We start from the raw sequence: 21,938 nt of genomic DNA on the forward strand, positions 1-21,938 counted from the left end.
GCGAAACCGGCATGTTTTTGTTCGGCACCGGGGAGTATTTTGTGGCTCAGAAGTAACGGCGGCGCGCGCGGGTCTCGGTGAGTTCGCGGACCGCTTCGCGGAATTCGCGCAGGCTGGCGCGGATTTCGTCGATTGGAGCCTGCTGTTCGACATCGCCCGCGGCGCGCGGCGCCTCCGCCGATGGCGGCTCATAGGGCTGCACTGACTGCTGCGGCGAGGTGGGCTGCTGCGGATAGACCGGAGAAGCGGGCAGAGGCGGATAAGGCATCTGTCCGGCATGGGGCGCGGGCTGCGGATAGGGATAGCCCGGCTGCTGGGGCACCTGCCAGGGCTGCGCCTGCGGATAGCCCATCGGCTGCGCGTAGGGATAGGCCTGTGGGCCCGAATACGGCCGCTGCTGCACCATGTGAGGAGGCAATGGCGGCTGCGCCATCGGTTGCGGATAGGGGCCATGGGCGCCCGGCTGGTAAGGCGGCGGCGGATAGGCTGCCGCAGCCGGCTGCCGAGGCGCAAAGGCGGCCGCCGACTGGGAATAGACGGAGCGCGAATCTTCCGTTGATCTCACGTCAGCGAGGGGTGAAACCCACTCATCGGTATCGGCAGTGTCCTCCGGGGACGGCTTGCGGGACATGGCCTTGCGCAGCATCGACAGCAGCGCACTGATCCGACCGGGGCCTTCGTCCTGCGTGATCTCAGCCTGCTGAACAGGCGGGGGTGATGCCGGCGGTGGCGGCGCAGGGGGTGGCGGTGCCGCGGGCTGCGGTGCCGGTGGTTGTGGTGCCGGCGGGGGTGCTGCCTGAAATGCCTTGTCTTCATAAGGCACCCGGCGTTCGTCCGTAATGGGGTCGCGGCGCGAGCGCGAAGTCGCGGTCTCACGCAAACTCTCATAGGCGCCACGCATGACACCGAGGCCAATACCGGAGGCAAAGCCCAGCAACAGCCCGGCAAGCGCCACCACGACCCGCGACGGTCCGTTCGGCTCAAGCGGCGCGAAGGCCTTCGAGATCACATTGATGTTGGCGGTGTTGATGTCCTTCTGCTCGCCGGTCTCCTTGGCGCGCAGCAGATATTGTTCATAGACCGACCTCTTGGCTGCGGCCTCGCGCTCCAGTTCGCGCATCGACACCAGATCGCTGTTGACGTCGCCGCTGCGCACCTTCAGCTGCGCCAGACGAGAGGCGAGATCTTGTTCGAGCTGGACCGCGCGCTTGAGGTCGACCTGCAGCGACGAGCCGATGCGGTGCAGCTCCCCGGCGATGCGGTCGCGTGCACCGGCAAGCTGGGCATTGAGCGCCTGGAGTTCGGGGTGACGCGGTCCAAACCGGATGGCGGCGCGGTCAGCCTCCTGCTTGAGCGATGCATACTGCGAACGCAGATCGCTCATCGTGTTGGAGTTGATCTCCTCGGGCAAGGTACCGGTGAGAACCGAGTTGACGTCGACCGAACGCGCCGAGGCCGCCCGGGCATTGAGCTCCAGGGTGCGGGCGCGGGCAACCGACAGCTGCTCGTTGAGTTTCAACATCTCGTCGTCGCTGATGAGGTGGCCCTGCGCGTCGACGAGGTCGTGCGTGGCCCTGAAATCCTCGACCTTGCGCTCAGCCGCCTCGACGCCCTTGCGCAGTTCATCCAGCCGGGCCGTCAGTTCGTCGGTGGCGCGGCCGGCGGTATCGGACTGGATCTGGCCGAAGGTCTGCAGGAAGACATCCGTCATCGTGTTGGCGATGAGAGCCGATTTCTCGCCATTCTGCGTGGTGGCGCTGACGGTGATGACGAAGGTCTTGCCGCCGCGCTCGACCGAAAGGCTTTCGGCCAGGTTGCCGACAGCGAGTGCACGGCGGCGGGTGTCGTCGACACCGCCCGGCCCGTCGTGCCGCGACAGGATTGAGCGGACGAGCGACATGACGCCGAGGCCGCCGCTGCCTTGCCCATTGAATTCCGGGTCGTTGACGAGATTGAGCTTGTCGACGACCTTGTTCAGAACAGTACCGGACGTCAGCACCCGGACCTGGTTTTCGACGATGGCCAGCGTGGCGTCGGAGGCGACGACCGACTGGGTGAGGTCGCGATCGGTGAGCTTCAGGTCGCGCGGATCGACGATCAGTTCGGTGGTGGCCTCGTATTTCTTCGGCGTCGACAGCGCGATGGCGATGCCTAGTCCGGCACCCAGTATCGTCGTCGTCACGATCAACAGCTTCGACCTGGCAACACCGCGGACGACCTGCATCGGATCGATCAGCGGCTTCCATTGCTGGCTGTCCACGCCGTCGTTGTGGGACGCCCGCGCATCGCCTGAACGGTAAGGTTCGGATGTGCGATCGGGGCGATACGTGCCTGCGGGCTCGGCGGCAACAGACGTTGTCCGCGACGTGGTTTGCGCGTAGCCCGATGATGCCGATCTGGTTGCTGAATTATCGTCGGCGGATGAACCGCGCTGCGGCGGCACCTGCGCAGAAGCAGGACCATGGCCAGCCTGATACCCGTCCGTTCCGACCGCGTCCGACGGCTTCAGGTTCGACAGCGCCTCGCGCTGCGAAGGGTTCGGCCGCGGCTCGCGCCGTGACCGGGCGAGACGATGGCGCGCGGCGGCATCCTCGCGCCACGACCGGTCTGCCCGATCCCCGATCGAGACCAGCGACGCGTCGGGTTCGTCGTCGCCGCGCACAGCCTGGCCGAGCGCCAGCAGCGAACGCTCGCGCTTCCAGTCTTCACGGTTTTCCCTGTCGACCATCGTCTGGAGCTTTACCCTTGGCGGCCTGCAAACGGCGCTTCGCCATTCGTTAAGCCACGCTAAACAGGCATGGAAAACAAAAGGTTAATTTTCGCACGCCGAAGCCGCGGTTTCCCTCTCTGCTGGCAGCTATTTTTCGACCCACCTCAAGCCTCAGAACGGCACGTTAAGTTTTCCGACCTAACCTTCCCAAAAGACATGACGCAAGCCAGTGACATATCGCAAAGGCGGCCCTTCGCCCGGATCGGCACTTTTTTGGCCGAACGACGGGGGCTGCTGCGCGACTATTTCTCGGCGATCAGCGGCGCCGGCGGACGACTGGTGTTTTCACTCGCCTATTTCATCGCGCTGGCCAACACGCTGTCCATTTCCGAGTTCGGCATGTTCGCCACCGCATCGGCGGCCGGCGTCATGCTGTCGCGCATCCTCGCCTTCGGTTTCATCTCGGCGCTCTATCGCACGGCCACCATCCGCCCCAATCTGATCGGCACCTTCACCGCCGGCTTCCTGCTGCTCGGCGTGCTGTCGCTGCCCCTGCTGGCCGCGGCCTCGTTCGGCGTCTACCTGATCTTCTTCGCCGACACCGTGCCGCTGTCGGTGTTTGCGGCAATCGTCTTTGCCGAGGCGCTGTTGTGGCGGCCTGTGGAGGTGGCGCTGATCGTCAACAACGGTCTGGGCAAGTTCGGCCGCGCAGCCCTGCTTGCCATCATGGCGACGGCGCTGCGGGCGCTTGGGGCGGCGCTGTTCATGTTCTGGGCGCAACATAGCGTCTGGATATGGTCGTGGTTCTATATCGGCGCCAATGCCGCCTCGCTGCTGATTGCATTCGGCTTTTTCTACCCGCGCCAGCGGTTGCGGCTGCGCATCGAGCTTTATCTGCGGCGGCTGGCCGACTCCATCTACGTGGCCGGCGCCGAGGTGCTGTTCTACCTGCAGATGGAGTTCGACAAGCTACTCGTGCTGGCGATCGGCGGGCCGCATCTGGCCGGTATCTACGCCATCATCATGCGGCTGGTCGACCTGACGGCCATTCCGATCCGCACCTTCTCGATGATGCTGGTGCAGCGCATGATGCGGGCCCCCGAACTGCTGTCACGGCTGGCGGTCAAGAGCGGCATCGAGGGCGGCGTGTTCGTGGTCTCGACGCTTGCGCTGCTGACGCTTGGCATCGTGCTGCATTTCTTCCCCAACGCGCTCGGCAAGAACGTCGCCGAGGCCGCCCCGCTGGTGGCGCTGGCGATCTGCGTTCCGGGACTGCGCAATCTGGTCGAATACCAGGCCGAGCTGCTGTTCGCACGTGGCCAGACGCTGGTGCGGGCGCTCAATCTCGGGCTGCTCGCCGGGCTGAAGGCGGTGTTGCTGACCTATGTGCTGACGACCATCCTCGACACGCCGAACCTGGTGCTGTCGCTCAACGTCGTCTTCCTGCTTCTGTATCTCGCCTCGACGCTGCTCACCTATTCGGCGATGCGCAAGCCGGCGAAGCCAGTTTAGAGCTCCCACTTTTGGGACTATGCTTAGCCAAGCCCGATCAGGCGGCGGATGCGGCCGATATCGGTGCCGATGAACGACTGCATGCCGATCGCCACCTGCTCCGGCGCCATGGCGCCAATGAAGCGGCGAAACTCGTCGTCCGACAGCGCTTCGCCGGTCCAGTGGACGCGACAGAACTCCTCCGAACCGTGGAAATGGCCGGCGCCCTCCAGCAGATCGTCGACGTAGCGGCCGTAGATCATGCACTCGGAGAATTTGCGCGCCGAGCCGACGACCTCGACCCAGCCGCGTGCATGGACTTTCTCGATTTCGTCGCACATGGCCCGCACGGTGTCTCGCCGCCACGCGATCAGCGTCGAGATATAGTCATGGATCGATGTCCGGGACGGATCGATGCCGAGTGCCGCACCCGCGTTGCGCGACCAGATGCGATGCTCGTCATGACCTTCGTCTGCAAGCACCCCATCGCGGCGGAACAGCCGCGCCTTGCCGTCGCGCCAGAAGGCGCGGCAGTCGAATGGTTTGACGAAGGCGACGTCGGAATCGCAGAAGATCAGCACGTCTTCCCGGGCATGCGCGGCAATCGCGATACGGCGCAGCTGCTGTACGTGCCAGCCGCGCAGCGGCTGGGTCTTCCGGCTGAGCCAGACGCGCCGGCGAAACAGGCTGAGCGGATCATCGAAGGCATGCAGCCAGCGCGGCAGCAATTCCCGCTCGTCGACGACGCTACGATGGCCGGTTTCCAACTGACGGAAAAGGTTGATATCGCGATGTTCGACCAGGATGTAGTGGTGCGCCGCGCCTGAGACGTGGCGGTCGAGCGTTTCGCACAGCAGGCGGCAGCGTTCGAAATCGGGCGCATAGCTTGCCGTCACTATTGCCGCCGTCGGTATCTGCCGAAGCGGGCTTGCCTCGACAGCGGCACCCGGAACGAACCGGCTGTTCAATGGATGTCTCCGGCAGCTTCGGATGCGCGCGAGAATCTCTGCCTGACGACGCGCAGCAGGAACAGTGGATTGCCGACGACGTAGCGGCGCCACAGGCGGCCCGGTTCGACAGCCAATCGAAACAACCATTCCAGGCGCAGCTGGCGCATCCACAAGGGTGCCCGCGGCACCGCGCCGCTCAGGAAATCGAGCAATGCACCAACGGCGATCGGCAGCGTGCAGTGGCGCGCGTCGATGTGGCGCGCGATCCACAATTCCTGGCGCGGCACGCCCATGGCGACGAGCAGCACGTCCGGCCGCAGGGTTGCAATCCGTTCGACGATCTCCGGCTCCTGCGCGGCGGAGAAAAAGCCGTCGTGGATGACTACGAACCTATGTTGGACGGCAATCGCCGCCAGTTTCTTCGACGCCGCTTCGGCATTGACGCGCGTGGCCCCGAGCAGAGCCACGGTCAGCGGCAGGGTCGAGGCCTGCAGGAAGGCAGGCACGAAATCGGTACCATTGAGATTGTCCGGAAAAGGCGAGCCGTAGAGAACTTTCGCCGCGAGATCGACACCGATGCCATCAGGTAGGATGAGAAAGTCATCCAGCGCCTCGGCGAAGAGCGGATCCGTGCAGGCCATGTTGGCATTGTGGGCGTTGAGGAAAGTGACCTTGGTAAAACGGCGCTCTCTGGTCAACCGCGTCAGCAGGGCCATCGCCTCGTCCCAACGGATCGCGAGCACCGGGATGCCGAGGATCGTTCTCAAGGTGTCGCGCCCCGACGCGGCGCGGGTGGAGTGCATGTTCATGCAAACGCCTCCTGCCTGACCGGTCCGAGTTTTTCGAGGCCGAGCCGGATGGCGGCATCGAGCGCCTTGAGCTGCGAACGACGGAATGCGCTGCCGTCAACATCCCGAATGTCGGCCGCCGATGCCTCAAGGGCGCTGGCGAAGGCGGCGGGATCGTCGGTGACGATGCAATTGGCCGGGCGATGGTCGATGCCGCGCAGCGAGCGGGTGGTGGCGACGGACGGCAGACCGAGCTCGAAGGTTTCGATGGTCTTCAACTGGACGCCGCTGCCGGCGGTGCTGATCAGCGGGATGACGGCTGCACTGCGCACAAAGGCCTGGGCATCGGGCACACGGCCGACAAATTCGACGCCCGGATGCTTGGAGGTGATGCCCGAAGGCATGCTGCCGGCGATGCGGATGCGGAAACCGGGCCGCAGATGCGGCACCACCTTGCCCAGGAACCAGTCGAGGCCGATGCGGTTCGGCTGCCAGGTCCAGGTGCCGACCAGCGCCGCGTCGCAGTCGATGCGGCGCTGGCCTTTGGGTTCGGACGCCTGGGCGCCGGTCACCAATGGCAGCACCGCCGAGCGGTCGTTGGAGGCGACACCGAGTGCCCAGCGGTCCTCCTCTGCCAGGGTGAAGACGAAGCGTGCCCGACGGCAGAGACGCTCCTCCATGGTCCTGAGCAACCGTGCCTCGCGGCGGAACAACAGGCGCTGGAAGAGGCTGCCGGCGGCACCCGCGTTCTCCTGCGCCGAAAGATGCTCGACATTGTGGGCGACGAAGATCGAAGGCCGCTCAGTGAACAGCTTTTCGAAGGCGCCGGCGAACTGCACGGAATTCATCACATAGCCGTCGACCGGACCGACGCTTTTGACAGCAGCGAGAACATCGCTGTCGGAGACGGCGCGCAACTTGACCGACGCGAAGGTGAGGCGCGATGGCAGCGCCTTGCCGACCCAGGCCAGCTTTTGCCGCGCAGAGGCATTGTCCGTGCGCACATCGATCGCGCCCAGCACCACCGTGTTTTCGGGATCGGCCGCGGGTTTTCCCGGCCAGGTGAAGCCGATGACGGTGACGCGCGCGCCGGCACGCCGCAAGGCAGCGATGATTGCAGCGTTGGCGATCTCATAGCCCGAGGCGAGAGCGCCGTCGGGCACGATCGATGTGGCAAACAGCAGATGCATCTCACCTATCCTGTGGGTGTAGCCGGTAGCAAAGTGCGGTGAACCCTTGATTAAGCGAGCACAGTCAACGAGCGAAAACCCGTGCCTGGCCGGCTTCTCCGTGCAAGGTGATTAACGAAACCTTATCACCGTGGTGCTACCAGAGCCCAACTCACCATGTGGCTGGACACGGATGATCCCTTTGCCATCGGACAGTTCGGTATCGATCGCGGGACGCTCGCCCCGGCTTGCGGCAGAGGCTGTCGAAGCGGTCGTCACCTTGCCGACCTTCAAGCGGCCCGAGCAGGTGCTGGAAACGCTGGCGTCGCTGCGCGCCCAGCAAACCGCCAGGTGCTTTGCCGTCATCGTCATGGAGAATGAAGCCGAGGCGCGTGCCGGCGCCAAGGCGGCGCTGCCGCTGTTCGAGCGCGGCGAGATGTCCGGCATAGTCATCATCGCGCATGAGCGTGGCAATTGCAGCGCCTACAACGCCGGCTGGCAGACGGCCATCCTGCAATTCCCGAATTTCAGGCATCTGCTGGTCATCGATGATGACGAGATCGCCGATCCGCAGTGGCTGGAACGGATGTGCGGGGCAGCCGAAACGCTCGGCGCCGATATCGTCGGCGGCCCCCAGGTGCCTGACTTTGCCGACCCGGCCCATGCGAGGTGGGCCGAACATCCGGTGTTCGCGCCGCCCTACCGGGAGACCGGGCGCGTGCCGGCGCTCTATTCGTCCGGCAATCTTCTGGTCGGACGCAACGTCCTTATCGCCATGGGGCCGCCCTTTCTCGATCTGAAATTCAATTTCATGGGCGGCGGTGATTCCGACTTTCTCAGCCGGTCCGCGCAGAGGGGCTTTGTGCTTGGCTGGTGCGCCGAGGGACAAGTGCATGAGACCGTCCCAGCCCGGCGCGTCGAGGCCGACTGGATCCGTGCCCGCAGCCTGCGCAACGGCGTGATCTCGACACTTGTCGAAAAGAAGAAGCGCGCCGGCACGCCGCTGGCCGGCGCCATGGTGTTGCTGAAGAGCCTGGCGCTGCTTGCCGCCTCACCGTTTCGCGGCATGATCCGGCTGGCGCGGACAGGATCGCCGGCGATCGCCATCTACCCCGTCCATGTGGCGCTGGGCCGCGTGCTTGCCGAATTCGGATATGCCAATGAGCAGTACCGCCAGCCTGAGAAAAACTGAGCGCGCGCCGCTCAGCGCCGCGTTCACGCGCGAAGGCGTGGCGACCGCGATCGCGGCACTGCTTTTCACCATCATCATGGTCTCCTTTCGCCCGTTCCAGCCGGCCGGCGCCGAACTGACCGGCGCAGGCGGCGACATCGTCAACCAGCTTGGCTTCAGCTCGCTCGGCGCCATGTCGATCTTCTCACTGATGGCTTTCGCCGATCCGCGCATCGTGCGCTCGCTGCTTAGCCCGTCCTGGGTCCTGATGCTGGGCTTCTTTTTCCTGTCGGTGGTGATGGCAACCGACCCGCCCTCGGCGATGCGCGCCGCCTCTTTCACGCTGATCGGCATTTTGACGATGGCGACGATCCTGGTCTTGCCGCGCGACGCCGAAGCCTTCTCAAGGGTCATCATCTTCACCGCCGTCGTGGTCATGGGCCTTTCCTATTTCGGCCTCATCGTCTTTCCGCACGAGGCGATGCACACCGCAAACTCACAGGAGCCCGAACATGCCGGCCTGTGGCGCGGCGTGTTCACCCACAAAAACATCGCCGGGCCAATCATGGCCTGTTTCAGCTTCGCTGGCCTCTACCTCTACCGGCGCGGGCAGCGGCTTTGGGGAGCGGGGATATTCTGCGCGGCGATGATCTTCATGCTGCACACCGGCTCCAAGACGACGGCCGGCCTGGTGCCGTTCTCGATCCTGATCGTCGTGCTGCCGAGCCTGATGGGCATGCGGCTCGGCACGCCGATCCTGTTTGCGCTGGCAATCATCGCCACGGCAGTCGGTACGCTGGGCATCGTCTTCCTGCCGCCGGTGAAACATCTGGCGGCGATCTACTTTCCCGACATGACCTATACCGGGCGCACGACGCTGTGGGAGTTCGCCGGCAGCATGCTGGCGAAGAAGCCATGGACCGGCTACGGCTATGAAAGCTTCTGGGGAACGCCGCTGCTGCTCAACCAGGACCAGCCGTTCGACCGGCCCTGGGACATCAGAACCATCGTGCACGGCCATGACGGCTATCTCGACATCGCCGTGCTGATGGGCATTCCGGCACTTTGCGTAGCGGTCTACACCTTCCTCGTCGCGCCGTTGCGCGACTACATGCGCATCCCGCTGCGCAAGGAAAACATCTACCTCGGCGACTTTTTCATGATGGTGGTGCTGTTCACCGCGCTGAACGCCTTCCTCGAAAGCTTCTTCTTCCATCGCGGCGACCCGGTCTGGCTGTTCTTCGTGCTCGGCGTGCTCGGCCTGAGGCAAGTATCGCTGCGGCCGATGGCGGTGCGCGATCCCGATCATGATGCGTGATCCCGATCACAGTGCGTGATCCCGATCGCGGTGTGCGATCCCAATCGCGGTCGCGATCTTCCGGTCCGTCCTGACGGGGCTTCCCCACTGAACCGCGAGCGTCTATGTGAAGGCCTTCCTGCGGAGGGTTCCATGACGATCAGGCTTGTTCTCGCCGGCTGCGGCAATATGGGTTACGCCATGCTCTCGGGCTGGCTGAAATCCGGCAAGCTTCACCCATCGGCGGTTTTCGTGGTTGAGCCCAATGCCGACCTGCGCAATCGAGCCGCGGCGCTGGGCTGCGGCACGGCTGCGGATGCCAGCGATATTCCGGCCGACGCCGTGCCGGATCTCGTCGTCATCGCGGTAAAGCCGCAGGTGATCCGTGATGTGACAGCCGCTTACAAGCGCTTCGGCGACGGCCGTACCACCTTCGTCAGCATCGCAGCCGGGACACCGGCCGCCACCTTCGAGGCGATCCTGGGCAGTCGCGCACCGGTCGTACGCTGCATGCCCAACACGCCGGCTGCCATCGGCAAGGGCATGATGGTGGTGTTTTCCAACAAGCTGGTCTCGGATGAGACCAAGCGTTTCGTCGCCGACCTTTTGTCGGCGAGCGGTGAAGTGGCAACCATCGATGACGAAGGCCTGATGGATGCGGTGACCGCCGTGTCCGGTTCGGGGCCGGCCTACATCTTCCATTTCATCGAAGCACTGACCGTGGCAGCCGAGAAAGCCGGCTTGCCGACGGCGACCGCCAAGCTGCTCGCCATGCAGACTGTCTACGGTGCTGCCTCGCTCGCCGCCGAAAGCGGCGAGGAGCCGGGCGTGCTGCGCCAGCAGGTGACCAGCCCCAACGGCACGACGGCAGCGGCCCTTGGCGTGCTGATGGGCGAAGACCGGCTGACCAATCTGCTTACCCAGGCGGTGGAGGCGGCGCGGCTGCGGTCGATCGAACTGGGGAAGTAAGTCCTCAGTTCGTCCCGTACAGCATCTCGTCCTGAAGCCGGCGCAAGGCGAACAGCCTTGTCGTCTGGTCGGGCGCGGCATTGGCGGCGGTCAGCAGTTCGCCTTTCCGGACCGGTTTCAACACCTTGCCGCCCTCGAGCAGGCCGACCGGCACCGCGCCCTGGGCGCGGGCTTCGCCGACGGTCATGGTCCAGGAGCGGTAGCAGGTCTCGCCGATCGCATCGAAGGTCTCGCCGGCGGCGAGATCGCGCTTGGCAACGGCGCACACCTCGGCCACTGGCCGCGGCAGCGGCACCATGTCGGCCTTGCCGAAAAGCACGATGCGGGCGGCGGTCAGCGGCACTTCCAGCGAGGTCAGATGATAGGGCCGGAACAGGCTGTAATAGGGGCCGTGGCCGATATGCAGATCGTCCATGCGCTCGATAATGCGCGGGTGCGTCGCCTCGACGATGACGAAGACACCGGGGGCGACGCCCTTGCCGACCGTGTAGTCGACGACGCCTTTCTTCAACAAGAGCCCACCATCCTCGCGCGGAATAAGCACTTTGACGAGGTCGTCGCGGTCGGCCTTGGGGCCGTGCATGCCGGGCACGTCGGGCACCAGCCCGGTGGCGTTGGCGATGGCGCACATCTCGACCATGGTTTTCGAACCGTCGACGAACTCGACCAGCATGCGCGGGTTCATGTTGCGGCGGATCGCTTCCGCGCGATAGTCGTCGGGCACGGCTTCGTGGTTGAGCGGGTTGTTCTTGCCCTTGCCGGCCGAGACGATGGTTAGCCCGAGCGCCGACGCAAACTCGATCAGTTCCATGCAGCTTGACGGCTCGTCACCTGCGCCGACCGAATAAACGACGCCAAGCCGGTCCGCCTGCTGCTTGAGGTAGCAGCCGATGGTGACGTCGGCCTCGACGTTCATCATCACCAGATGCTTGCCGTGCTCCATCGCCATCAGGTCGAAATCGGCGGCGACACCAGGCTTGCCGGTGGCGTCGATGACGACGTCGATCAGCGGGTTGCTCACCAGCATCTCGTTGGAGGTGATGGCGATCTTGCCGCCCTCGATGGCGCGGGTGACTTTCGAGGCGGTATCGGCTTCGACCGCCATGGCTTCATCGCCATAGGCGATGCGGATTGCCTCGCGTGCGGTGTGCGGGCGGCGTGTCGAGATGGCGCAAACCGAAATGCCCGGCATCAGCATGCCTTGCGTGACCAGATCGGTGCCCATCTCGCCCGAGCCGATGACGCCGATGCGCACCGGGCGACCTTCGGCGGCACGGCTGGCAAGATCGCGGGCAAGCCCGGTCAGGGCAACATTGGTCATGCAGGGTTGTCCCATGATTTCCGAATTGGAGGCGGCAATAGCAGGGAAGCACCCCCTTTTGCCAACGAAACCGCAAGCCGGCGGCAATTTCTCGTCGGTCAAAGCTGGCATGACGATGGGGAACAGAGGAAGACACGTCGATCGACGCGGCTTCAGACTACCCTGACATAGCTCGTCATTCCCGATTTCTGGTGCTCGATGATGTGGCAGTGCAGCAGCCAGTCGCCTGGATTGTCGGCGACGAAGCCCAGGCTCACTTTTTCGTTGGGCTGGATGAAATAGGTGTCCGAAATCAGAGGCTGAACCTGGCGCGTCGATGACGACAACACCTTGAAGCTCATGCCGTGCAGATGCATCGGATGGGATTGCGGCGTCAGGTTTTCCATGTCGATGACATAGCTTCTGCCGAGTTTCAGTTCGGCCAGTGGCGCTGTCGGATCGGGCGTGTCGCCTGGCCACGGCACCTTGTTGATTGCCCAGAAACTGTAGCCAAGCGAACCGCAGATGCCATCGCTCGGGATGCTTTCCGCCGTGGCGCTGAGCGACAGGGAAATGTGCTGGGCGCTGGTCAGATCCACCTCCGCCACCGGATTGGCCTCGAGGGGTGCAACATCACGCATGTCCCGCTTGAGCGAGCTTCCAGTCGCGCGCAGGGTCGCCAGGATTTTGGGCTTGGTGCCCCTGACGTCCCGCAGGCTGACAATCGTACCTTCGTCGTCGGGCATGCGGATGGCGAGTTCCATGCGCTGGCCGGGTCCAAGCAGCAGGGCATCGGGTGAAAAACGCTGCGGCACCGGATTACCGTCCAGCGCCATGACGATCGCTTCGGCGCCGTCGACGCGAAAGGCATAGATTCGCGTGACGTCGGTAATGGCGATGCGCAACCGCACCAGCCCGCCGGCCGGCGCGTCATATTGCGGCTGATCGAGCCAGTTGGCGGTGCGCACGGTGCCGTATGTGCCGGTTCTTGCGGCATCGCGTGGCCGAAACAGGCTGATGAACTGGCCGTCGTCGCCGAGGCGCCAGTCGCGCAGATTGATGACCATTTCGGCATCGAATTTCGGATCGCCGGGGTTTTCGACCACGATCACGCCTGTCATGCCGTGGCCCATCTGCTCCAGCGTGTTGCAATGCGGGTGGTACCAGAAGGTGCCGGCGTCGGGCGGCGTGAAGGCGTAATCGAAATGATCGCCGGTATAGACGTAGGGCTGGACCAGAAACGGCACGCCGTCCATCTTGTTCGGCACGCGAATGCCGTGCCAGTGGATCGTTGTCGGATCGTCGATGGCGTTGATGAGACGCGCGGCGAAGGGCTCGCCTTTTCTCATTCTGAGCACCGGCGGCATTCCGGCATCACCATAGGTCAGCACATCCCTGGTCCGGCCGACATCCATCAGCTTCGCCTCGATCTTGGCCGTCTGCAGCACCACAGGCTCTGACTTGGCGGCGGCCCAGCCGCCGAACCTGCCCAGGGCTGACAGCCCAACCCCGCTGGCGCCGGCGATCGCTGCCGTTTTCAAAAGCCTGCGGCGGGTGAGTACGGTCATTGGCGCTCCAACTGGAAAGACGACTGCCCGAAGGTGTACCCGTCAGGCCATGGATCACAAGTCGGCAAACCGCGCAAATTCTGTTGATGGCATGGTGTGAACCACGGTCAAAACACCTGCGCCTCAGTCCCGTTCAAGCGGCACTGTCAGAACGAAAAGACGACAGGGCTTGCTGCCGCTATTCAGCCGCCTCGGCATGGGGCACGGGAACATAATTGAGAATCGGTCCGAGCCAGCGCTCGACCTCGGCCAATGGCATCGCCTTGCGGCGCGCATAATCCTCGACCTGGTCGCGCTCGACCTTGGCGACGCCAAAATAATAGCTTTCGGGATGCGACAAATAGATACCGGACACCGACGAGCCCGGCCACATCGCATAGCTTTCCGTCAGGCTGACCCCCGCATTGCCCTCGCCGTCGAGCAGCCGGAACAGTGTCGCCTTCTCGGTATGGTCGGGCTGGGCGGGATAGCCGGGCGCCGGGCGGATGCCACGATAGGGTTCGCCGATCAGTTCGTCTGGCGCCAGCGCTTCGTCGGGCGCGTAGCCCCAGAATTCCTTGCGCACCTTCTCATGCATGCGCTCGGCAAAAGCCTCGGCGAAACGGTCGGCCAGCGCCTTGACCATGATCGACGAATAATCGTCGTTCGCCCGCTCGAAGCGCTCGGCGATCGCCACCTCCTCGATGCCGGCGGTGACGATGAAGCCGCCGATATAATCGGGCCTGCCGCCGTCCGACGGGGCCACGAAATCCGACAGCGCGACATTGGCCTTGCCGTCGCGCTTGGTCAGTTGCTGGCGCAAGGTGAAGAACGTCGCCAATTCCTGCGATCGCGCCTCGTCCGTAAACAGCCTGATATCGTCACCGACGGCATTGGCCGGCCAGAAGCCGATGACGCCGCGTGGCGCGAACCATTTCTCGGCGATGATTTTCTTCAGCATCGCCTGCGCATCCTCGAACAGTTGGCGCGCCGCTGGTCCCTGCGCCTCGTCTTCGAGGACTTTTGGATAACGCCCCTTCAACTCCCAGGTCTGGAAGAATGGCGTCCAGTCGATGTAGCGCGCGAGTTCCGCAAGGTCCCAGTTTTCGAAGACCTTGACGCCGCTGAAAGACGGCCTCGGCGGTTGATAAGCAGACCAGTCGATCCGGTGCGCGTTGGCCCTCGCCCTGGCCAGCGGCAGCCGCTGCTTGTCGGCTTCGGAGCGGGCATGCGCGTCGGCGACCTTCTTGTACTCGACCCGCACGGCGTCGACATAGCCGTCCCTGGTCTCGTTCGACAGCAGGGAGGACACAACGCCGACCGCCCGGCTGGCGTCGTTAACATAGACGGTCTGGCCCCTGGTGTAGCGCGGATGGATCTTTACCGCCGTGTGTACGCGGCTGGTCGTCGCGCCGCCGATCAACAGCGGAATGTCGAAGCCTTCGCGCTCCATCTCGGCGGCCATGTGCGCCATCTCGTCGAGCGACGGCGTGATCAGGCCGGACAGGCCGATGATGTCAACCTTCCGTTCGCGCGCCGTCTGCAGAATCTTGGCCGCCGGCACCATGACGCCGAGATCGATGATCTCGTAATTGTTGCAGGCGAGCACGACGCCGACGATGTTCTTGCCGATGTCGTGGACATCGCCCTTCACCGTCGCCATCAGGATCTTGCCGGCCGTCTGGCGTTCGCCATTGTCGATGCCGTTGGCGGCGTTCGCCACCTTCTCGGCCTCCATGTGCGGCAGCAATCCCGCCACCGCCTGCTTCATCACGCGGGCCGACTTCACCACTTGCGGCAGGAACATCTTTCCCGCGCCGAACAGGTCGCCGACGACATTCATGCCGGCCATCAGCGGGCCTTCGATGACATGCAGCGGGCGCTCAGCCGCCAGCCGGGCTTCCTCCGTATCGGCGTCGATGAATTCGGTGATGCCGTTGACCAGCGCGTGGCTGATCCGCTGTTCGACCGGCAATTCGCGCCAGGCGAGATCGCGCTCCCTGGCCTCCTGGCCGGCCGTGCCCCTGAAGCGTTCGGCAATCTCCAGCATGCGTTCGGTGGCGGTACCGCCGGCCTTGGGCACGCGGTTGAGCACGACATCCTCGCAGGCCTCGCGCAATTCCGGCTCGATCGTGTCGTAGACCGCAAGCTGGCCGGCATTGACGATGCCCATGTCCATACCGCGCTGGATGGCGTGGTAGAGGAACACGGCATGCATGGCCTCGCGCACCGGCTCGTTGCCACGGAACGAGAAGGACAGGTTCGACACGCCGCCTGAGATATGGACATGCGGCAGTGTCGCGGTGATCTCACCCGTCGCCTCGATGAAGTCGACGCCGTAATTGTCGTGCTCCTCGATCCCGGTGGCGATGGCGAAGACGTTGGGGTCGAAGACGATGTCTTCCGGCGGAAAGCCGGCTTGCTCGGTCAGGAGCTTGTAGGCGCGGGTACAGATCTCGACCTTGCGCGCCTTGGTGTCGGCCTGGCCGTCCTCGTCGAAGGCCATGACGACCACGGCCGCGCCATAGGCGCGCACCAGCCTCGCATGATGCAGGAACGCCTCCTCGCCCTCCTTCATCGAAATGGAGTTGACCAGCGGCTTGCCCTGCACGCATTTCAGGCCGGCCTCGATGATCTCCCATTTCGAGCTGTCGACCATCACCGGGACGCGGGCGATGTCCGGCTCGGCGGCGATCAGGTTGAGATACTCGACCATCGCCTTCTTCGAATCGATCAGCCCCTCATCCATGTTGATGTCGATGATCTGGGCGCCGTTGGCGACCTGATCACGCGCAACGTCGAGCGCTGAGACATAGTCGCCCGCCGTGATCAGTTTTCGGAACTTGGCCGATCCCGTGACATTGGTGCGCTCGCCGACATTGACGAAGGGGATCTCGTCGGTCAGCGTGAACGGCTCCAGCCCGGACAGGCGCATCTTCGGCTCGATGTCCGGAATGGCGCGCGGCGGATATTTCCGCACCGCCTCGGCAATCGCCCGAATGTGATCCGGCGTCGAGCCGCAGCAGCCGCCGACGACATTGACCAGCCCTTCGCGGGCGAAATCCTCGATCTGCGCGGCCATGAACTCCGGGCTCTCGTCATACTGGCCGAATTCATTGGGCAGGCCGGCATTCGGATAGGCGCAGGTGAAAGTGTTGGCGACGCTTGAAATCTCGTCCAGATGCGCGCGCATGGCCTTGGCGCCGAGCGCGCAATTGAGGCCGATGGTGAACGGGCTGGCATGGCGCACCGAGTGCCAGAAGGCGGTCGGCGTCTGGCCCGACAGCGTGCGGCCGGACAGATCGGTGATGGTGCCGGAGATCATCACCGGCAGGTGCACGCCTTTCTCGATGAAGATCTCGTTGCAGGCGAAGATCGCCGCCTTGGCGTTCAGCGTGTCGAAGATGGTCTCGATCAGGATGATGTCGGCGCCGCCATCGATCAATCCGCGCAACTGCTCGCCATAGGCGAGGCGCAGATCGTCGAAGGTCACGGCGCGGTAACCGGGATTGTTGACGTCGGGCGACATCGACGCGGTGCGGTTGGTCGGCCCAAGTGCGCCGGCGACGAAACGGCGTTTACCGTCCTGTTGCTGCGCCCTCACTGCGGCGCGCCGTACCAGCCGCGCGCCGTCGCGGTTCAGCGCATAGACGGCATCCTCCATGCCGTAATCGGCCTGGGCGATCGAGGTCGAGGAGAAGGTGTTGGTCTCGAGGATATCCGCGCCTGCCATGGCGTACTGATAGTGGATCTCCTCGATCGCCCCGGGCTGGGTCAGGATCAAAAGGTCGTTGTTGCCTTGCTGGTGGCAGGCGCAGCCGGCAAAGGCCTCGCCGCGAAACTGGCCCTCGTCGAAACCGAGGCCCTGGATCTGCGTGCCCATGGCGCCGTCGAGGATGAGAATGCGCTCGCGCGCCGCCGCGGTCAGCGCCGCAAGCACTTCCGAACCGTCGGGCTTTGCCGCGACGGGGCCGAACAATGCGTCCAGCGATGCAGAATTCTGCGACATTTTTTATCCCTTTGGCGACAAGCCTATTCATGTCACATAAGGATATCTTTATGTCAATATACGCCAAACGATCGACCGTGTCACGTGTCTGGCTGACAGTCAACTCGTGAGCCCAGATGCCGGCTGGCTTTCAGGCGGCGACCGGATAGTGTTCGGCAAAGAGGCCCGTCACCATCCGCGATGGTTTCGGCCTGGAGCATGATCCCGAAAAGTGGAATGCGGTTTTCGGAAAAGATCATGCTCAAACACTGAGATTGAGCGTTTCAGGGGAGATAGCGATGACAACGGAATTCACGCCGAAATTCGATCTGGCCGGCAAGGTGGTGCTGGTCACCGGCGCCTCGCGCGGCATTGGCCGGGCTTGCGCGCTGGCCTGTGCCGGCTCCGGCGCCGACATGATCGTTGGCGTGCGCGGCAAGGCCGACGGGGCGGAGCTTGTCGCCGAGATGGAACGCATGGGCCGGCGGGCGTTGGCCGTGCAGATGGATTTGACCGATCTCGCAACGGTGCGGGCCGCTGTCGCCGAGGCGCGCGCCGCCTTCGGCCGCATCGACGTGCTGGTCAACAATGTCGGGCTCGGGCCGGAAAACCTGGCCGAAAACGTCACCGAGGAAGATTTCGACCTGACGGTGAACGTCAATCTCAAGGGCACGTTCTTCACCACCCAGGCGGTCGGGCGATTGATGATCGCCCAGAAATCCGGGCGCATCATCAACATCAGCTCGCAGGCCGGCACGGTGACGCTGAAGGGCGAGGCGATCTACTGCATGAGCAAGGCGGCGATCAACCATCTGACACGCTGCCTGGCGGCCGAATGGGCGCAGCACAAGATCGCCGTCAACAGCGTGGCGCCGACCTTCATCTGGACCGACGGCACGCGGCCCTCCCTCGCAGAGCCCGACTTTCACGCCCATGTGCTCGGCCACATCCCGCTCGGCCGCATCGGCGACCCGATCGACGTTGCAGGAACCGTGGTGTTCCTGGCCTCGCCGGCGGCGTCGATGATCACGGGGGCGAACATACTGGTCGATGGCGGGTGGTCGGTGGCGTAGCGAGCGTCGTGCCATTCAAAATCTGGGAGATTGGACTGGTGCTGCGAGAGCGGATTGAACTCTATACGATGTTAATAGTTTCAATGGCTTACTGATCATTTTGAGACATTGTGATGCCCGGCGGAATGAGCGAAGAAGCCGTCGCCGAATAGGCCTGTTCAGCCAGCTACGTTGCCTTACCGGTTGGTTGGCGTTGGACCACCACGGACCGGTATGGTTCCAATGTTGGTTGGTTATGAAGTGGCTTCGTCAGGTTCGCATTCTTGTCAATGACGCCAACCAACTGGGTCCCGGGCGGGACCGAAACGTTGACAGCTACCGGTGTGAGATTTGCAACCATGACGCGGATGTATTCACCGAAACGATATGCAATGGCGGCAATACCCGGATGATCGACCAAAACCTCGTAGCGCTCGGCGCCAGCCGCTGTCGCAAGCTCGGCGTGGACCGCCTGGAGGGGAAGACGAATTCCGGCCGGGCCGAGCAAGCCGAACGAACCGGTTGGGGACGCGATTATGAGACGATCAACACCCGCTGCAGCAGCCTGTGCCGCGACACCGACCGTGAAAGCCGCCCCGAACAATGCGCCATGTCGAGGGTCCTCGCTTGCAGCGGGTATTCGCGCTCGGGCAGGATTTGCTGCCACACTCTGCCCGTAGGGATTGTGGCGCATGCCGATCGTGCATGGTCCAAGCCAGACCGGTTTTTGTGGACTTAACCGTCGCGCCGTGGCGATGACGGACGGATAGACGCTCAACGTTTCCATTACCGATAGATCGTCGGCCGCATGAACGATGGCGGCGTTGCCGAAGAAGACGAAATCTGCATCACCTGCCGGCGGGTTGCGATTGAATTCCGTGAAGAAGGAAGGCGTCCCGGCTCCGATGGCAGCCTCGGTAGCCGTGTCCTTAAGCGCAGCCACCACATCGCCGACCGGCCGCTCGCCTGTAGGCACCATGTTTGACGCCCGTGTCTTGAATTCGCGCCTTGGTGAAACCAGGATGGCGCTCGGATCGACACCGGACAAACGGATTGCATTGACGACGGACTTCGCCTCGGCTCCAGGGTCGATGGTATCAAAGACCGCCTCGATTGCCAGCCGCGCACCTATCGAAGCGGAAAAGCCGGCCGCTTTGCGCAGCATGTGCTCACCATGCCCGCGCCCGCTGTCAAAGCGGACAATGACTGCCTGTGCCGGGCCAAGCTGGGATGCTGCGGCCACGGCTGCGGGCAGATCATCTGGGTCAAGAAACAGTGCCATGGACGGCATCCGTCCAGCAGGTCCACCTAGCGTCAGTGTTGCCCTGTCGGCGACTCGGGGTCGAGACGCCGATGACTTGGCCTCGATGGAGACAACGACCCGCTGGATGTCCTTCGAACCCTTGGCGATAACATAAGGGCGGGGTTTCGACAGCGGGCGGACATATGTCTTGAACGAGGCGTCGGTCCAGTTGCGCTGGTCCTCCATCTCGAAAGCGTCGCCTTCCATGGCGACGGTGCAGATCATTCCAGGCTCCGGCTCGTGGGTCAGCGCGGATATGTCAAAGGCCGGCTGGTCCGGGCTGATCGTCTCCGGGAATCTCGTCTCCTCGATCTCGCCGCCGCTGTGTCGGATGGTCAGCGGTGCGCCTGCAGCTTGCGATGGATGCAGGACGACGAATCCGGTGCGATTGGTCGGGAAGTCGGTGAGGGCAACGCCTTCCGCCTCAAGGATCAGCATGCCTGTGGCTTTGCCGACAATTTTCATCCGATAAGAAAAGCTCACCTGTGGACCAACGCAAAGTCCTTCATAGCTGACCTCGAACTCAGCCTCGCCTTCCACGGTCAGAAGGTTTGAAAGCCCGGCCTTGTAGGTTCCCCAGGACGCGTCGCGCGCCAGATAGTTGATCGCGCGCACCGCTTCCACACCGGCGAAGCAGATAGTGCGCAGGTTGCCGTCTTCGAGGGTGGCTGACAGTGGTCCCGCGGTGAGGATCCGGCGCTCGGCAACGGGCTGGTCCGTGCCGAACAGATCGAAATCGCTGACGCTGCCGGTCAAGTCGGTTCCCTGATCTTCGCGTTCTCTTGGACCGAATAGGCGAGAACCGTCTTGCTGATGACAAGGTCGCGCGAGCGTTGGTCGAACTGACGGAAATGCTCCGAGGCGAGGTGCAGGTCGAAGGCAGCGCGATCCGTGTATATCTCATAGAGGAAGACATGAGTGGCAGTTGCCGGGTCCGCCGGTGTCAGCACGTCGAAGCGAAGGCAATCCGCCTCGAGTTTGACGGAGAGCGCCGCGTTCTCGGCAACCAGCCGATGGAATTCCGGAAATGCGCCCTCAAGAAGTTCGAATGCCACGGTGATCGCAAAGGCGGCGCCCGCCCTTCCCTTCCCCCGTCCTCCTGGCGTCTTTTCCCGCCCCGTCGTCATTGCGCCCTCCGGCCCTTTGAGGCGACGCTGAGACTTCCCTCCCACAGCGTCGGAACGAACGCCCGGTGTTTCTCCGCCGCGCAGTATGCGGCGTCCACCAGAGCGTAAGTCCTGAGGTTGTCGCTTCCCGACGTCTCGGCGGGAACGCCGCGCTTGAGACAATCGAGAAAATGGCGGCAGGCAACGAACGCGCCCTCTTGCGCGACGTGCCAGCGATCGCTGGTCCACGAGCGCAGCGGTGAGCCAATGCCTTCCTCGGTCGTCGTCCCATTGCTGGTAACCCGCATGCGCGAGCCCGGGAGAACAATGATTGACCCGCTGTCGCCCTCGATCTCGACCAGCGTTTCGGGGAACGGATCGGGGTCGCGTCGCGCCTCGTATGTGCATTCGACGACGCTGGCGGCGCCGCTGCGATGGCGCAGGAGCATCGTCGCAGTGTCCTCGGCTCGCACCTTGGGATTGCGACGCTGGGTTTCACAAAAGATGCGCTCGACCTCGCCCAGGAAGAAGCGTGCGAGGTCGAGCACGTGGATGCCGACATCGGCGATCGCCAAGCGCTCCTCGTCATAGAAATAGGGCTGCGTGCGATAGACATCGAAGCCGGTGCGAAACATTATCCGAGCCCAGCTCGGCGTGCCGATGGCGCCGCTGTCGATGACGCGACGCACATGCCGCATCGGCGTCTGGTAGCGAAAGTTCTCGTGAACCGCTAGCCAAACGCCTGCCTTGCCGGCTGCCTCGACGATGGCAACGCAGTCTTCCCAGGTCGGAGCGAACGGTTTTTGCACGATGGTGGCGACGCCTTTCGCTATCGCCAGTTCGCAGAGCGCCCTGTGCGTGTCGTGGCGGGTGACGATATCGACCGCATCAAGCCTCTCGACCGCAAGCAAAGCGGCGGCGTCCGTGTAAAACGGAACGTCGAAAGCACGGCCGGCTGCTTCGGCCTTGCCAGCATCGACATCGCAGACGGCGGCAAGCACTGCGCCTTCGCTCGCAAGATCCTTCCACGCATGCAGATGGTTCTGCGCGTAGAAGCCACAGCCGATCACTCCAATGCGGATCGCCCCCGACGCCAT

General features: G+C 63.8%; 15 protein-coding genes. 5 read left to right on the forward strand and 10 right to left on the reverse strand.

Annotated features, from left to right (window positions below):
* Positions 1-46: 46 nt before the first annotated feature.
* Complete coding sequence (locus AC1RZR_RS32340) at positions 47-2,728, reverse strand: Wzz/FepE/Etk N-terminal domain-containing protein (protein WP_481827161.1); 2,682 nt, start codon at positions 2,726-2,728, stop codon at positions 47-49.
* Positions 2,729-2,926: 198 nt separating this feature from the next.
* Between AC1RZR_RS32340 and AC1RZR_RS32345 the strand changes: the two genes are divergently transcribed.
* Positions 2,927-4,222 (forward strand): lipopolysaccharide biosynthesis protein, encoded by a 1,296-nt coding sequence (locus AC1RZR_RS32345; protein WP_481827162.1) that lies wholly within the window; start codon positions 2,927-2,929, stop codon positions 4,220-4,222.
* Positions 4,223-4,245: 23 nt separating this feature from the next.
* On the opposite strand, the gene AC1RZR_RS32350 is transcribed toward AC1RZR_RS32345, so the two are convergent.
* The 3 genes from AC1RZR_RS32350 to AC1RZR_RS32360 are packed head-to-tail and all read right to left on the reverse strand — an operon-like array spanning position 4,246 to position 7,129.
* A complete protein-coding gene (locus AC1RZR_RS32350) occupies positions 4,246-5,169 on the reverse strand; it encodes a DUF6492 family protein (protein ID WP_481827163.1) in 924 nt (307 codons plus the stop codon).
* A complete protein-coding gene (locus AC1RZR_RS32355) occupies positions 5,166-5,960 on the reverse strand; it encodes a WecB/TagA/CpsF family glycosyltransferase (RefSeq protein ID WP_481827164.1) in 795 nt (264 codons plus the stop codon). The genes AC1RZR_RS32350 and AC1RZR_RS32355 overlap by 4 nt, the downstream gene beginning before the upstream one ends.
* A complete protein-coding gene (locus tag AC1RZR_RS32360; RefSeq protein WP_481827165.1) occupies positions 5,957-7,129 on the reverse strand; it encodes a glycosyltransferase in 1,173 nt (390 codons plus the stop codon). The genes AC1RZR_RS32355 and AC1RZR_RS32360 overlap by 4 nt, the downstream gene beginning before the upstream one ends.
* A gap of 172 nt (positions 7,130-7,301) precedes the next feature.
* Here AC1RZR_RS32360 and AC1RZR_RS32365 point away from each other — a divergent pair, with 172 nt between their 5' ends.
* From AC1RZR_RS32365 to proC, 3 genes are all read left to right on the forward strand, one after another.
* Entirely contained in the window at positions 7,302-8,300 is a 999-nt protein-coding gene (locus AC1RZR_RS32365) for a glycosyltransferase family 2 protein (RefSeq protein WP_477271439.1), read from the forward strand.
* Positions 8,269-9,597, forward strand: coding sequence for an O-antigen ligase family protein (locus tag AC1RZR_RS32370; RefSeq protein ID WP_481827166.1), 1,329 nt, complete (start codon positions 8,269-8,271; stop codon positions 9,595-9,597). The genes AC1RZR_RS32365 and AC1RZR_RS32370 overlap by 32 nt, the downstream gene beginning before the upstream one ends.
* 132 nt (positions 9,598-9,729) lie before the next feature.
* Positions 9,730-10,545: a pyrroline-5-carboxylate reductase gene (proC, locus tag AC1RZR_RS32375; protein ID WP_477271443.1), complete on the forward strand. Its 816-nt coding sequence runs from the start codon at positions 9,730-9,732 to the stop codon at positions 10,543-10,545.
* A gap of 4 nt (positions 10,546-10,549) precedes the next feature.
* Here proC and AC1RZR_RS32380 read toward each other — a convergent pair whose 3' ends face one another.
* The 3 genes from AC1RZR_RS32380 to metH all read right to left on the reverse strand — a co-directional run bounded on the left by AC1RZR_RS32380 (position 10,550) and on the right by metH (position 17,401).
* Complete coding sequence (locus AC1RZR_RS32380; RefSeq protein WP_481827167.1) at positions 10,550-11,866, reverse strand: NAD(P)H-dependent oxidoreductase; 1,317 nt, start codon at positions 11,864-11,866, stop codon at positions 10,550-10,552.
* A 152-nt stretch (positions 11,867-12,018) separates the two neighbouring features.
* Complete coding sequence (locus AC1RZR_RS32385; RefSeq protein ID WP_481827168.1) at positions 12,019-13,413, reverse strand: multicopper oxidase family protein; 1,395 nt, start codon at positions 13,411-13,413, stop codon at positions 12,019-12,021.
* A gap of 178 nt (positions 13,414-13,591) precedes the next feature.
* Positions 13,592-17,401: a methionine synthase gene (gene metH / locus AC1RZR_RS32390; protein ID WP_481827169.1), complete on the reverse strand. Its 3,810-nt coding sequence runs from the start codon at positions 17,399-17,401 to the stop codon at positions 13,592-13,594.
* Between the two features lie 278 nt (positions 17,402-17,679).
* Here metH and AC1RZR_RS32395 point away from each other — a divergent pair, with 278 nt between their 5' ends.
* Entirely contained in the window at positions 17,680-18,453 is a 774-nt protein-coding gene (locus AC1RZR_RS32395) for an SDR family NAD(P)-dependent oxidoreductase (protein ID WP_481827170.1), read from the forward strand.
* A 166-nt stretch (positions 18,454-18,619) separates the two neighbouring features.
* On the opposite strand, the gene AC1RZR_RS32400 is transcribed toward AC1RZR_RS32395, so the two are convergent.
* Genes AC1RZR_RS32400 through AC1RZR_RS32410 form a run of 3 tightly spaced genes read right to left on the reverse strand, consistent with a single transcriptional unit; the run spans position 18,620 to position 21,938 of the window.
* Complete coding sequence (locus tag AC1RZR_RS32400) at positions 18,620-20,491, reverse strand: D-apionate lactonase family protein (protein ID WP_481827171.1); 1,872 nt, start codon at positions 20,489-20,491, stop codon at positions 18,620-18,622.
* Positions 20,488-20,862 carry a putative quinol monooxygenase gene (locus tag AC1RZR_RS32405; protein WP_481827172.1) on the reverse strand — a complete coding sequence of 125 codons (375 nt, stop codon included), beginning with the start codon at positions 20,860-20,862 and terminating at the stop codon, positions 20,488-20,490. The genes AC1RZR_RS32400 and AC1RZR_RS32405 overlap by 4 nt, the downstream gene beginning before the upstream one ends.
* Positions 20,859-21,938: a Gfo/Idh/MocA family protein gene (locus AC1RZR_RS32410; RefSeq protein WP_481827173.1), complete on the reverse strand. Its 1,080-nt coding sequence runs from the start codon at positions 21,936-21,938 to the stop codon at positions 20,859-20,861. Before AC1RZR_RS32410 ends, AC1RZR_RS32405 begins: the two co-directional genes overlap by 4 nt.

This window comes from Mesorhizobium bavaricum, assembly GCF_056781655.1.

What these genes read in the sequence shown, in the direction of transcription:
- AC1RZR_RS32345 (WP_481827162.1), top strand. Translation starts at nt 2,927, where the DNA reads ATGACGCAAGCCAGTGACATATCGCAAAGGCGGCCCTTCGCCCGGATC.
- AC1RZR_RS32385 (WP_481827168.1), bottom strand. Translation starts at nt 13,413, where the DNA reads ATGACCGTACTCACCCGCCGCAGGCTTTTGAAAACGGCAGCGATCGCC.
- AC1RZR_RS32355 (WP_481827164.1), bottom strand. Translation starts at nt 5,960, where the DNA reads ATGAACATGCACTCCACCCGCGCCGCGTCGGGGCGCGACACCTTGAGA.
- AC1RZR_RS32410 (WP_481827173.1), bottom strand. Translation starts at nt 21,938, where the DNA reads ATGGCGTCGGGGGCGATCCGCATTGGAGTGATCGGCTGTGGCTTCTAC.
- proC (WP_477271443.1), top strand. Translation starts at nt 9,730, where the DNA reads ATGACGATCAGGCTTGTTCTCGCCGGCTGCGGCAATATGGGTTACGCC.
- AC1RZR_RS32360 (WP_481827165.1), bottom strand. Translation starts at nt 7,129, where the DNA reads ATGCATCTGCTGTTTGCCACATCGATCGTGCCCGACGGCGCTCTCGCC.
- AC1RZR_RS32340 (WP_481827161.1), bottom strand. Translation starts at nt 2,728, where the DNA reads ATGGTCGACAGGGAAAACCGTGAAGACTGGAAGCGCGAGCGTTCGCTG.
- AC1RZR_RS32380 (WP_481827167.1), bottom strand. Translation starts at nt 11,866, where the DNA reads ATGACCAATGTTGCCCTGACCGGGCTTGCCCGCGATCTTGCCAGCCGT.
- AC1RZR_RS32395 (WP_481827170.1), top strand. Translation starts at nt 17,680, where the DNA reads ATGACAACGGAATTCACGCCGAAATTCGATCTGGCCGGCAAGGTGGTG.
- metH (WP_481827169.1), bottom strand. Translation starts at nt 17,401, where the DNA reads ATGTCGCAGAATTCTGCATCGCTGGACGCATTGTTCGGCCCCGTCGCG.
- AC1RZR_RS32370 (WP_481827166.1), top strand. Translation starts at nt 8,269, where the DNA reads ATGAGCAGTACCGCCAGCCTGAGAAAAACTGAGCGCGCGCCGCTCAGC.
- AC1RZR_RS32405 (WP_481827172.1), bottom strand. Translation starts at nt 20,862, where the DNA reads ATGACGACGGGGCGGGAAAAGACGCCAGGAGGACGGGGGAAGGGAAGG.
- AC1RZR_RS32365 (WP_477271439.1), top strand. Translation starts at nt 7,302, where the DNA reads ATGATCCCTTTGCCATCGGACAGTTCGGTATCGATCGCGGGACGCTCG.